The organism is Streptomyces aurantiacus, assembly GCF_027107535.1.
GTDB lineage: Bacteria > Actinomycetota > Actinomycetes > Streptomycetales > Streptomycetaceae > Streptomyces.
This window is the reverse complement of the sequence record NZ_CP114283.1, coordinates 8999130-9011240: the sequence shown is the minus strand read 5'-3', so window position 1 is coordinate 9011240 and position 12111 is coordinate 8999130. Positions and strand designations below refer to the sequence as shown.

Annotated in this window: 12 protein-coding genes; 5 read left to right on the top strand and 7 right to left on the bottom strand. The window is 72.9% G+C overall.

The annotated features are described in order from the left end of the window. Window positions 1-7: 7 nt before the first annotated feature. A complete protein-coding gene (locus O1Q96_RS41690; protein ID WP_269253044.1) occupies window positions 8-1024 on the bottom strand; it encodes a GlxA family transcriptional regulator in 1017 nt (338 codons plus the stop codon). 70 nt (window positions 1025-1094) lie between these two features. Here O1Q96_RS41690 and O1Q96_RS41685 point away from each other — a divergent pair, with 70 nt between their 5' ends. After that, complete coding sequence (locus tag O1Q96_RS41685) at window positions 1095-2423, top strand: MFS transporter (protein ID WP_269253043.1); 1329 nt, start codon at window positions 1095-1097, stop codon at window positions 2421-2423. Here O1Q96_RS41685 and O1Q96_RS41680 read toward each other — a convergent pair. The 4 genes from O1Q96_RS41680 to O1Q96_RS41665 form a co-directional block, all read right to left on the bottom strand. Beyond that, window positions 2413-3039 (bottom strand): flavin reductase family protein, encoded by a 627-nt coding sequence (locus O1Q96_RS41680; protein ID WP_269253042.1) that lies wholly within the window; start codon window positions 3037-3039, stop codon window positions 2413-2415. The two genes, O1Q96_RS41685 and O1Q96_RS41680, sit on opposite strands and share 11 nt — an antisense overlap. Before the next feature lie 56 nt (window positions 3040-3095). Then, on the bottom strand, window positions 3096-3815 hold the full coding sequence (locus tag O1Q96_RS41675; protein WP_269253940.1) for an enoyl-CoA hydratase/isomerase family protein: 720 nt from the start codon (window positions 3813-3815) through the stop codon (window positions 3096-3098). 389 nt (window positions 3816-4204) lie between these two features. Next, window positions 4205-6430 (bottom strand): acetate--CoA ligase family protein, encoded by a 2226-nt coding sequence (locus O1Q96_RS41670; protein WP_269253041.1) that lies wholly within the window; start codon window positions 6428-6430, stop codon window positions 4205-4207. A 466-nt stretch (window positions 6431-6896) separates the two neighbouring features. Beyond that, on the bottom strand, window positions 6897-8114 hold the full coding sequence (locus O1Q96_RS41665) for a flavin-containing monooxygenase (RefSeq protein WP_269253040.1): 1218 nt from the start codon (window positions 8112-8114) through the stop codon (window positions 6897-6899). Window positions 8115-8387: 273 nt separating this feature from the next. Between O1Q96_RS41665 and O1Q96_RS41660 the strand changes: the two genes are divergently transcribed. From O1Q96_RS41660 to O1Q96_RS41650, 3 genes are all read left to right on the top strand, one after another. After that, window positions 8388-8837, top strand: a complete 450-nt coding sequence (locus tag O1Q96_RS41660; RefSeq protein ID WP_269253039.1) for a DoxX family protein — start codon at window positions 8388-8390, stop codon at window positions 8835-8837. After that, on the top strand, window positions 8837-9304 hold the full coding sequence (locus O1Q96_RS41655; RefSeq protein WP_269253038.1) for a Zn-ribbon domain-containing OB-fold protein: 468 nt from the start codon (window positions 8837-8839) through the stop codon (window positions 9302-9304). Before O1Q96_RS41660 ends, O1Q96_RS41655 begins: the two co-directional genes overlap by 1 nt. 76 nt (window positions 9305-9380) lie before the next feature. Further along, the gene (locus O1Q96_RS41650) at window positions 9381-9989 is read left to right on the top strand and encodes a GNAT family N-acetyltransferase (protein WP_269253037.1); all 609 of its coding nucleotides are present in this window, start codon (window positions 9381-9383) and stop codon (window positions 9987-9989) included. A gap of 22 nt (window positions 9990-10011) precedes the next feature. Here the strand turns inward: O1Q96_RS41650 and O1Q96_RS41645 are convergent, their stop codons facing one another. Beyond that, entirely contained in the window at window positions 10012-10692 is a 681-nt protein-coding gene (locus O1Q96_RS41645; RefSeq protein WP_269253036.1) for a pyridoxine/pyridoxamine 5'-phosphate oxidase, read from the bottom strand. Between the two features lie 27 nt (window positions 10693-10719). Beyond that, window positions 10720-11145, bottom strand: coding sequence for a pyridoxamine 5'-phosphate oxidase family protein (locus tag O1Q96_RS41640; RefSeq protein ID WP_269253035.1), 426 nt, complete (start codon window positions 11143-11145; stop codon window positions 10720-10722). A gap of 327 nt (window positions 11146-11472) precedes the next feature. On the opposite strand from O1Q96_RS41640, the gene O1Q96_RS41635 reads away from it, so the two are divergent. Then, window positions 11473-12021 (top strand): GtrA domain-containing protein, encoded by a 549-nt coding sequence (locus O1Q96_RS41635; RefSeq protein ID WP_269253034.1) that lies wholly within the window; start codon window positions 11473-11475, stop codon window positions 12019-12021. The last annotated feature ends 90 nt before the right edge of the window (window positions 12022-12111 follow it).

The window sequence follows — 12111 nt, the reverse complement described above, 5'->3', positions numbered from 1 at the left end:
CTGGCCCCTACCCTTCCCGCCGCTGCGCGCCGGAGGGGCCGGAGGCGCGGAACGTGCGGCGGTACGCGGTCGGGGTCACGCCGAGCGCCGACTGCAGGTGCTGGCGCATCGACTGGGCCGTGCCGAAGCCGGAGTCCCGGGCGATCCGGTCGACGGAGAGGCCGGTGGACTCGAGGAGGTGACGGGCGCGCTCGACGCGCTGCTGGGTGAGCCACTGGCCTGGGCTGACACCGGCCTCCTCGCGGAACCGGCGCGTGAACGTGCGGACCGACATGGCCTCCTGCCCGGCCATGTCACGCAGCTGGATCGGCTCGTGCAGCCGGCCCAGCGCCCAGGCCCGGGCGGCGGTCGTGCTCGCCGACCGGGCCTCGGGGACGGGCCGTTGCACGTACTGGGCCTGGCCGCCGTCACGGTGCGGGGGCACGACCGTGCGGCGGGCCACGTCGTTGGCGACCGCCGTGCCGTGGTCGCGGCGCACGATGTGGACGCACAGGTCGATGCCGGCCGCGACACCGGCTGACGTCAGCACGTCACCGTCGTCGATGAACAGCACGTCCGCGTCCACCCGCACCTTCGGGAACACCCGCTGGAAGTGCTCGGCGGACGCCCAGTGCGTGGTGGCCGGGCGGCCGTCGAGATGTCCGGCGGCGGCGAGCACGTACCCGCCCGTGCAGATGGACACGAGCCGGGTGCCCGGCCGGATGTACGCGAGGGCCGCGGCCAGCTCGTCCGTGAGCACGCCCTCGTCGTACACCGGACCCAGCTCGTACGAGGCCGGGACGACGACGGTGTCGGCGGTGGCGAGGGCCTCCGGGCCGTTCTCGACGAGGATGGAGAAGTCCGCCTCCGCCTCGACCGGGCCGGGCGGCCGGATCGAGCAGGTCACCACCTCGTACAGACTGCGGCCCTTCGTGTCCTTGGCGCGGCCGAAGATCCGCTGGGGGATGCCCAGCTCGAAGGGAAGGACGCCGTCCAGGGCGAGGACGACCACCCGGTGGCGGCGTACGGAGGCGTGTGAACCCATGGCCCGATTCTAGCGAACACTGACCTTCCGGCCACTCGCTCGGAGAGAGCGCAGGCCGGAAGCTCGTGACGTGACACAGACAACCGATGCCGCGGCCGAGACGGCATCCGAGCAGAGCGCCCGAACCGGCCGGCGGCGCACCCGCGTGCACCGGGCGTGGTTCGTCGCCGCCGTGACGTTCGTGACGATCATCGGGGCCGCGGCCTTCCGCTCCCTGCCCGGCCTGCTGATCGATCCGTTGCACCAGGAGTTCCACTGGTCCCGAGGGACGATCGGGCTCGCGGTCTCCGTGAACCTCGCGCTGTACGGGCTGACGGCGCCCTTCGCGGCCGCGCTCATGGACCGGTTCGGCATCAGGCGGGTCGTCGCGCTCGCCCTGATCGTCATCGCGGTCGGCTCCGGCGCCACGGTGTGGATGACCGAGGCCTGGCAGCTGCTGCTCTGCTGGGGGCTGCTCGTGGGCCTGGGGTCCGGCTCGATGGCCCTCGCCTTCGCCGCGACCGTCACGAACCGCTGGTTCACCGAGCGGCGCGGCCTGGTCACCGGCATCCTCACCGCCGCCTCGGCCTCCGGCCAGCTGATCTTCCTGCCGCTCCTGTCCTGGATCATCTCGGAGCACGACTGGCGCCCGGCCGCCGTGACCGTGGCCCTGGCGGCCCTCGCGGTCGTCCCCTTCGTCTGGCTGCTGCTGCGCGACCACCCGGCGGACGTGGGCCTCAAGCCGTACGGGGCGACGGAGTTCGTCGAGAAGCCCCAACCCGTACCGGGAGCGGCCCGCCGGGCGGTGAGCGTCCTGCTCTCCGCCGCGCGCACCGGCCCCTTCTGGCTCCTGGCCGGTACCTTCGCGATCTGCGGTGCCTCGACCAACGGCCTGATCCAGACCCACTTCGTGCCCGCCGCCCACGACCACGGCATGCCCATCACGGCGGCCGCCTCGCTCCTCGCCGTCATCGGCGTCTTCGACGTCGTCGGCACGATCGCCTCGGGCTGGTTCACGGACCGCTTCGAACCGCGCCGGCTGCTGGCCGTCTACTACGCCCTGCGCGGCATCTCCCTGCTCTTCCTCCCCCTCCTGCTGGCCCCCTCGGTCCACCCGCCGATGCTCTTCTTCATCGTCTTCTACGGCCTCGACTGGGTCGCCACCGTCCCGCCGACCCTCGCCCTGTGCCGCGAGCAGTACGGCGACGACAGCGCCATCGTCTTCGGCTGGGTCCTCGCCTCGCACCAGGTCGGAGCCGCCCTCGTCGCCTTCCTCGGCGGTGTCGCCCGCGACACCTTCGGCTCGTACGACGTGATGTGGTACGCCTCCGGGGCGCTGTGCGCGGTGGCGGCGCTGATGGCGCTGGTGATCCGGCGCCGGCCGGTGCGGGCCGCCCTCGCCCGAGGGGTCAGCCCGTGAAGCGGCCGAACCGCCCCCGGTGGAACAGCAGGGGCTCCTGATCGCCGTCCGAGGCACCCAGGGCACTCACCCGGCCCACCACGATCAGGTGGTCGCCACCCGTGTGCACGGCGTGGATCGCGCAGTCGATCCACGCCGTGGCTCCCGCCAGGCGTGGTGAACCGGACACCGGGGCCGGGTCGTGCGCGACTCCGGCGAACTTGTCCGAGCCGCTCACCGCGAAGCCGCGGCACAGGTCCCCCTGGTGCGCGCCCAGGACGTTCACACAGAAGACGCCCGCGCGGGCGATGCGCGGCCAGGTCGTGGACGTACGCGCGACCATGAACGCGATCAGGGGCGGGTCGAGGGAGAGAGCGGCGAACGACTGACAGGCGAAGCCGGCGGGCCGGGAAGGCTCGCCCCCCACCCCGACGGCCGGAGCGGTGACGACGGTGACACCGGTCGCGAAGTTCCCCAGTACACGGCGGAATTCGGCCGGGTCGAGCGGCACGCGCTCGTCGTCGCCGACCGCGCGCAGGTCCGGGCGCGGGAGTGGTTCGACCGGTCCCGCGGCCTGCGGGTCCCCGGCCGACCTCAGGTAGCGGACTGCCGCCGCGGCCATTCCTGCGTGTCCCATCACACCGCCCATTGAAGCTGACGGGGTGTCAGATTGGAAGGGGTCCGGCGACCGGTTCAACGGCCCTTGAACTCCGCTCCGCGCCGCTCCACGAACGCCGTCACCCCTTCACCGGCGTCCGCCGTCGTCATGTTGATCTCCTGGGCGGTGGCCTCGGCGGAGAACGCGGTGGCGCGGTCGGAGTCCAGGGAGGCGTTCACCAGCTGCTTCGTGAGGGCGAGGGAGCGGGTGGGGCCGGCGGCCAGGCGCTCGGCCCAGGCGCGGACCGTCTTCTCCAACTCGCCGTCCGGTACGACCCGGTTGACGAGCCCGAGCCGGTGCGCGTCCGCGGCGCTCAGGGCGTCGCCGAAGAACATCAGCTCCTTCGCCCGTTGCGGGCCGACGAGCCGGGCCAGGAGGTAGGCGCCACCGCCGTCGGGGACCAGCCCCCGGCGCGCGAACACCTCGATGAACCTGGCCGACTCCGCGGCGATGACGAGGTCGCAGGCATAGGCGAGGTGGGCGCCGAGGCCGGCCGCCGTGCCGTTCACGGCGGCGATCACCGGCTTCTCGCAGTCGAGGACCGCGGCGATGAGGCGTTGGGCGCCGTGGCGGATGACGCGGGCCACGTCGCCGGGGACGCGGTCGCCCGGGGGCGGGCCGCCGCGCAGGTCCGCGCCCGCGCAGAAGCCGCGGCCCGTGGCGGTGAGGACGACCGCGCGGGTGCCGGGGTCGGCCGACGCGGCCTCGAACAGGCCGATGAGCCGGTCCCGTTGGTCGGGGGTGACGGCGTTCATGGCTTCGGGCCGGTTCAGGGTGATCCAGGAGACCTGGTTGTCGAGGGTGTGAAGCAGCACGGGGGACTCCGTTCCGCCCGGAGGCGAGGGGGCGTTCACGGTCGAAGGGGCCGCCTTGCGGCCGGTAGGTACGGGGGCAGGTGCGCCCGACGGGGGCGCCCCTTTCCAGGAGGTCGTCATCGTCCTGCGGCAGTCGCCGTGCGGCGTGAGGGGGCGGGGCGGGGCGTCCGATCGCAGCACGACCTCCCCTGGGCAACCGATCGGCCCGGGACGACACAGCTGCGATCGGATGTCCCGACGCGCCCCCGACCCGACGCCCACCGGCAGGCGCGTCCTTCAGGGGCGCGGGGAACTGCGCGACCAGCCACACACACCCCGCACCCGGCCACTCAGCGGCACACCGCCAGCGCGTCCAACGCCACAGCCCCCTGCCCCCGGGGCAGCACCATCAACGGGTTGATGTCCAGCTCGGACAGCTCACCGTCCAGTTCGAGCGCCATCCGCTGCACCCGCAGCACCACCTCGACCAGTGCGTCCAGATCGGCCGGAGGCCGCCCGCGGACGCCGTCCAGCAGCGCCCGCCCCCGAAGCTCGTCGAGCATCGTCCGGGCCTGGTCCTCACCGAACGGCGGCACCCGCACGGCGGTGTCCCGCAGGACCTCCACGAGCACTCCGCCCAGCCCGACCGTCACCGTGGGACCGAACAGCTCGTCGTGCGTCACACCGACGACCATCTCGACACCGGGCTCGACCATCTGGCACACCAGCACCCCGTCCAGCGACACGTCCTCGTAGCGGGCGATGTCGGTCAACTCCCGGTAGGCGTCCCTGACCTGACTCGCCGAGGTCAGGCCGATCTTCACCAGACCCAGCTCGGTCTTGTGGGCGAGCCGCGCACCGGACGCCTTCATCACCACGGGATACCCCACGAGCCCGGCCGCCCGCACCGCCGCGGCCGCGCTGGTCACCAACTGCTCCCGCGGCACACGGATCCCGTACGCGCGCAGCAACTGCTTCGCCGCGTGCTCACTGAGCCTGCTGCCCGGCCGCATCAGCGCCTGGGCCTTGCGGTAGGAGGGGGACGGACTGCGCGGCGCCTCGTCGAAGGGCGAGCGGTACGAGGCGACGAACCGGGCGTGGTCCAGGTGGGCACGGACCGCGGTGATGCAGTTCGCGAACGTACGGAAGGTGGCCACCCGCGACGACCCGAGCAGCGTCTCCCGGTACGCGGCCTCCGTACCCACGGGTGAGCCCCACACCACGCACACCAGTTTGTCCGTCTGCTCCGCCGCGTCCACCAGGTCCTGCGCGAGCTTGTCGCTCATGGGCGGGAAGGGGCCGGTGATCGGGCAGACCAGCACTCCGACGGCCGGATCGGCGAGGATCGCGTCGATGATCCTGCGTCCGCGCCAGTCGCCGACCGGATGGCCGCCGTTGTCGATCGGGTTGGAGACGTCCAGGTACTCGGGTATCCACTGGTGCAGTTCGGCCTGCTTGGTGTCCGAGAGCCGGGGCAGTGTCAGCCCGGCCTCCGTCGCCAGGTCCGAGAAGTGCGCGCCCGTACCGCCGGAGATGGAGTAGACGACGACCCCGTCGGAGGACGGCGGGCGGGCGCGCGCCAACAGGGCGGCGGTGTCCTGGAGTTCGTCGAGCCCGTCGACTCGCACGACGCCGTACTGGCGCATCGCGGCGTCCACGACCGCGTCGGCGCCGGTCAGTTTGCCGGTGTGGGAGGCGGCCGTCCGGGCGCCCGTCTCGGTGCGGCCGACCTTGACCGCGACGACGGGGACACCGCGCCGGGCGGCCCGGTCGGCGGCCAGGAGGAAGGAACGGCCGTCCTTGAGGCCCTCGACGTAGCAGGCGATGGCGCCCACCTCGGGCTGCTCGGCGAAGTACGAGATGAAGTCGGCGCTCTCCAGGTCGGCCTCGTTGCCGGTGGGCGCCCAGTGCGAGAGCCGTACGCCGAGCTCCTGCATCGTGAAGACGGGACGCCCCTGGTGCCCGGACTGGGTGATCAGCGCGATCGCCGGCCCGTCCAGGTCCTCGCGGAACCTCTCGAAGGCGTTGAGGTTGGTGTTCGGGCCGAGCAGCCGCAGCCCGGAGCGCTGCACGGCGGCGGCAAGGCGGGCCTGCGCGGCGGCGCCCTCCGCTCCGGTCTCGGCGAATCCGGAGGCGAAGGCGACCGCGAACCGCACCTTCGTCTCGCCGAGTTGCTCGATCACGGGCAGGGGGTCGGCGACCAGGAGCACGGCCAGGTCGACCTGTTCGGGCAGGTCCGTGACAGCGGCGACGCACGGGATCCCGAAGACGGACTCGCGCGTCGGATGCACCGGGTGCAGCCGGGCGCCGACCCGTTCGGCCCAGGCGAGCAGTTGGCGGGTGATGCCGGTGTTCGGGCGCCCCTCGGTGTCCGAGGCGCCGACCACGGCCACCGACTCGGGGCGGAAGAAGCGGTCCAGATCGGGTACGCCGGCGTACAGCGGCCGGCCGCTGACGTCCAGGTCGTCGGTGGCGGCGGGCCTGCCGTGCACGGCAGGGGCCGGTTGCTCGCCGCAGGCGATGACCCTGGCCCGGCGGGAGTCGGTGGTGAGGGTGCCGTGGGTTGATCCAAGCATCGGTCCGCCCGCTCCTGAGTGGCTGCCAATAACTGACGCAGTGTCAGATTACTGAACTGACGCCACGTCAGGAACGGGTCTGCATGCAAAGAACTTGTGGCCGCCACAGGGTTCGTACCCTCCGGGACCCGCTCAGGAACGTGCCTGGCCCGGCGCTCCGGGGTGTGAACCGGCGGTCGCTGCCGGACGCGGGACCGGCCAGGAGCCGCGGGGCCACGGCGCCGGACCCCAGGGGCGGGCAGGTCCATGACGCCGACGGACCCCGGCCCGGACAGGTCGAGGCACCTCCGAAGACAACGCAACAAGACCACGCCGCAAGGCCGCACCCCAAGGCCGCATCCCCAGGTCACGGGCGTGGCAGGACCTCAGCGCCGGGACGCCGTGCCCCAGGGGCCGGGCGGACGAGCCCCCGGGGCTGGACCGGCACCCCCGCCCCCGCCCGGTCCCGGCTGGATCGCCGGACGCGTCAGCGGGTGATGCGGGACGGGTGCCTGCGCTCCGCGTCCCGCGCGATCGACTTCGCGATCTTCTCGGCGTCGAGGGCCAGCTCGCGGAGCATCCCGCTGATCGGGTTGGTGAAACCGGTGAAGTAGAGGCCTGGCGCGTTCTTCGGCGCACGGGCGCCGTGGACGACCGGGCGTCCACGCGCGTCGAGTACGTCGAGATGGCCGACGACATCCTCCAGGGCGCGCCGGTAGCCGGTCGCGGCGATCACGGCGTCCGGACCGACGCGGTCGCCGTTCGCGAGGACGACCTTGCCGTCCTCGAAGGCCTCGACCGCGGCCACGATCTCGACCCGGCCCTTGCGGACGGCGTCGATGAGGCCGACGTCCTGTACGGGGATGGACCCCTCGTTGACCCGCGAGTACAGCCCGGTGTCGGGCCGCGGCAGCCCCTTCGAGGAGAGGTCCGGAACACTGATCCTGGCCAGCGGCCCGGCCATCCGGTCCACCAGGGCGACCGGCAGCCGCCGGCAGAGCACTCCGGTGTACTGGGCCGCCCAGCCGGCCGTCGACCGGCGCACGATGTGCGGCGCGGTCCGCACCGACAGGCGTACGCGCGAGGCGCCGCCCTCGACGAGGTCGACGGCGATCTCGGCGCCGGTGTTGCCCACGCCGACCACGAGGACGTCCCGGCCGGCGTAGGGGGCCGGGTTGCGGTACTCGCCGGCGTGCAGGAGCTCGCCCGTGTACGCGTCGCGGCCCGGCCAGTCGGGCACGTGCGGCGTGTGGTTGTAGCCGGTGGCGACGACCACGGCGCTGCCGGTCAGCTCACGCCCGCCCGTGGCGCGCAGCAGCCAGCCGGTGCCGTCGGCGGTGGGCTCCACGCGGGAGACCTCGACACCCGTGACGATCTCCAGCTCGTGGTGCTCGGCGTACTTCTCCAGGTAGCGCACCACGTTGTCGCGCGACACCCAGCGGCCGAACGAGCGCGGCATCGCGAGGCCGGGCAGCCCGGAGAGACGGCGGGTGGTGTGCAGCCGCAGCCGGTCGTAGTGCCGCCGCCAGGACGCTCCGACGTGGTCGGACTTTTCGAGCACGACGGCCCGGACTCCCTGTGCGCGCAGCGCGTGCGCCGCCGCGAGGCCGCCCGGGCCGCCCCCGATGACGTACACGGGTCGGTCCTGCTGCGGCGCGGGTTGCGGCGCGGACGCCTGGGATGTCGGGTCGGGAGAGTCGGCCATGTGCCAGAGCGTATTCAAGTCATCACTTGATGGGTCTCGGTCAAGCCCGGAATCGGTTGCGAATTGATCACGGCTGTAGGAGGCCCGTGTGGGGCCGGTGTCGTAGGTTCCCCGGTCTGTGTGCGGGAGGTGGAGCGGGCGGCGAGGCGGTGGGCGCGGGCGCTGCGGCGGGCCGGGCGGTCGTCCGGGGACTTTCGCCGTGCGTCTTGCGCGAGTGCCGCCGCATCGGCTGAACTGACGTACCGTCAGATGCCGTCGACGGCAGGGGGCTTCATGGACACGATCTGGCTCACCGGTGCGGAATGGGTCGCCGTGCTCCGTATCGGCCTGGGGCTGTGGTGGCTGGAGAGCTGGCGGCACAAGGACAAGAAGGGCTGGTTCGAGCGGGGGACCGGCATCGCCTGGGCGACGGACGTCGCGGCGAAGCACCGGTGGAACGCGGTGCGCAGCGGCTTCGACGTGGTGGTCGCGCCCCGGCCGCGCACGATGGCGTACGTCGTCGTGTACGCCGAACTCGCCCTGGGCCTCGGCCTCGTCATGGGGTTCCTGACGCCGATCGCCCTGGTCGGAGGACTGCTGCTCAACCTCCTCTACCTCGTGCTGATGATCCACGACTGGGCCGAGCAGGGGCAGAACGCGATGATGGCGCTGATCTCCCTGGTGGCCCTGTTCGCGATGTCCTGGCAGACGTGGTCGCTGGACAACGCCCTGGGAATCTTCTGATGGCGGCCCGTTTCGACCTGCCGGAGGCCGACGCCCTCACCCGGCCGTACTGGGACGCGGCCGCCGAGGGGAACCTGCTGCTGCGCCGGTGCGGCGCGTGCGGGCGCGCCCACCACTACCCCCGTGAGTTCTGCCCGCACTGCTGGAGCGAGGCCGTGACCTGGGAGCGGGCCGGCGGGCGCGCCACGCTCTACACCTGGTCCGTCGTCCACCGGAACGACCTGCCGCCCTTCGGGGCCCGCACGCCGTACGTGGCCGCCGTCGTCGATCTCGAAGAGGGGCCGCGCATGATGACCGAGGTGGTGGACTGCGCGGAGGAGGCACTGCGGGCGGGGATGGCGCTGGAGGTGACGTTCCGCGTGGAGGGCGTGGACGTGGAGGGCGTCGAGGGGATGGAAGGCCGGGAGAGGGCGGGGGAAACGGTCGCGGTCCCCGTGTTCCGGCCGGCGGCCGCGGCCTCCGGCTAGGCCGTCCGTCCCTGGCGGACGCCCCCTCGGGCCACCCCGCGACCGGTCGCCCGGGCGGCCGTTGTTGAATGGCTCGATGACCGACTTGTACGAGTCCTCCGCCTCCCTCCCCCTCCCCGAGATCCACGGCTACGGACTGTGGCTGCGCCCCTGGGACGCGGATGCCGAGGAGGACGTCCAGGCCTGGCTGCGGGGCTGCACGGACCCGGAGTTCCAGCGGTGGAACACGCCGATCAGGCCGATCGGGAGCAGGACCGACGCGCAGGAGTCGCTGCGGGCGCGGGCCAAGGCGGTCCAGGAGGGGTCAGGGGCCTCCTTCTGCGTCACCGACGCGACGAGCGGCACCCGGCTCGGACATATCGGCGTCAACGACATCGACCACGTCATACGGGTCGCCCGCGTCGGCTACTGGGTGCTCCCCGACGCCCGTGGCCGCCAGGTGGCCTCACGCGCACTCGCCCTGGCCTCGCGCTGGGCCTTCGAGGAACTCGGTCTGCACCGCCTGGAGTTGGGGCACGCACTCGGACATGAGGCGTCGTGCCGGGTCGCCGAGAGGTGCGGCTACCCGTACGAGGGAACCCTGCGCGGGGCGATGTTCGAGGCGGGCCGCCAGGACGCCTTCCGGGACGTGCATCTGCACGCACGGCTCGCCACCGACCCGGAAGCCGCACCCGTGACGTCGTGACACCCCGGCCCGGGGCGGCCGGCTAGGGCCACAGCAGTTCCCTGCGCCATGCGGCGCCGTCCGTGCGGCGGTAGGTGAGACGGACGTGCCGTCGCCGCGCGTCGCCCTGGAAGAACTCCACCTCGTCCGGGTCCAGGACATACACCGTCCACGACGGCGCGGACGCGTCCGGTTCGCGGTGGGCGCGGTCCCAGGCGGCGGCCGAGGCGCGCACCAACTCCTCGTGACTGTCCAGGACTTCGCTCTGGCGCCCCACCAGAGCGGAGGCGAGCGCGCCGGTCGAGCGGGCGTGCAGGTCGGCCCGCGCGACCTCGGGCGGGGCGACGGTCACCGGGCCGCGCACCCGGACCTGCCGGCCCTGCACGGGCCAGTAGAAGCCGAGTGCCGCGTACGGGCGGGACGCCAGGTGCCGCCCCTTCCGGCTGCCCGCGTGCGAGGCGAAGTGCCAGCCCTCCTCGTCGGCGCCGTGCAGCATCACGGTCCGCACGTCGGGCCGGCCCTCGGAGTCCGCCGTGGCCAGCGACATCGTGTGCGGCTCCGGCTGCCCGGCGGCGACCGCCCCCGCGAACCACTCCTCGAAGAGCGGCAGGGGCTCGGCGGGGGCCGTGGCGGGGGCGAAGTCCGGCAGCTCGGTGTCCCAGACCCGCTGGGACCTCAGCAGCCGTACGAACTCGGAGGACGGGGAGGACGCGTCGGCACTCATGCCTCGATTGTCACGCGGGACCGGGCCTCACACCGAACCGAGGTCGGCCGACACCCACCGTTCGGGGCGCATCCGGACGACCACGAGGTCGCCGTGCTCCTTCCAGGAGAAGTCGACGTACGCGTCGACCCTGTCGGCCGGGAGGTACCGGGCCGAGATCTCGTGGAGCTGTTCACGGGTGCCGGGGGTCGACTCGACGACCGGCCCCTCGAGGGACACGTACCTGATGGTCGGTTCGAGCCGGTCCACCATCAGGGAGAACCTGCCCGCCGCGCCGATCAGCTCGTTCTTGCGGGAGGTGCGCTCGGTCAGGATCCATACGTCGCCGCCGGGCTCGTACTGGTACCAGATCGGCACGGTGAGCGGAGCGCGGCCCGCCCCTGCGTCGACGGCGAGTGCGGCGATGTGCGGCTCGGCGAGAAACTGCTCGCGCTCTTCACGGGTCAGGGCCATGGAAGTTCCTCCGGAGTGCGGGCGGGCGCGGACGGCGGGTGTCTCCCTCGGTCTTCACAGCGTGTTCCGTCCCCTCGCGTATTCCGGGATCGCCGGGGGGAAACGCGTCACCGACCTGCCCGCCCGGAGGCCTGCACCGGCCAAGTTGCCCTGCTCGTCGGCGTGTTCGTCGTGGCCGGTCAGGGGGTGTGGTGCAGGGCGATGGTAGAGCTGGCACCACCATGGATCGGGGGGCGTGCTCTCTCGTGGGCGCGGGCGGGCGACGGCATTGTTGAACCCAGTTGATCGCAGGGGTTCACGGCCCCGCCCCCCCGGAAGGAAACCCCCATGAAGCCGCAGCTCACGTCGGAGCCGGAGCCGGAGACGGCGGGCGAGGCCGCTCCCGGGCCGTTCGCCTCCTTCGTCCGGTTCGTGGTGTGCGGCGGCGGCATCGGGGTCCTCGCCAGCGGTGCCGTGGCGTTGCTGGCCGGGGCGATGCCCTGGGTTGTCGCGAACGCGGTGATCACGGTCGTGTCGACCGTCCTCTGCACCGAGCTGCACGCGCTCTTCACCTTCGGGACGGGGAAGCGGGCCGGGTGGCGGCGGCACTGGCAGTCCGCCGGGTCGGCGTCCGCGGCGTACGGGGTGACGTCGCTTGCCGTGTTCGTCCTGCACCTGGTGCAGGCGTCACCCGGGGTGCTCACCGAGCAGGTCGTCTACCTCAGCGCTTCCGGGCTGGCCGGGGTGGGGCGGTTCCTGGTGCTGCGGTTGTTCGTCTTCGGCGGGGTGGGTGCCGGTCGAGGGGTGCCGGTTGGTCCGGTTGCCCTGGTGGTCCCGGTTGCGCCGGTGGCTCTGCGGCCGGTGGGTTCCGCGCCGCTGGCCCTCGCCGGGCCCTGACCGACGAGGCCCAGGGGGCCGCCTGCTCGGCACCGGCCGTCCCCGGCCGCGGGCTGCGTCCCGCTTGTGACTCCGCCCTGCTTGTGGCTC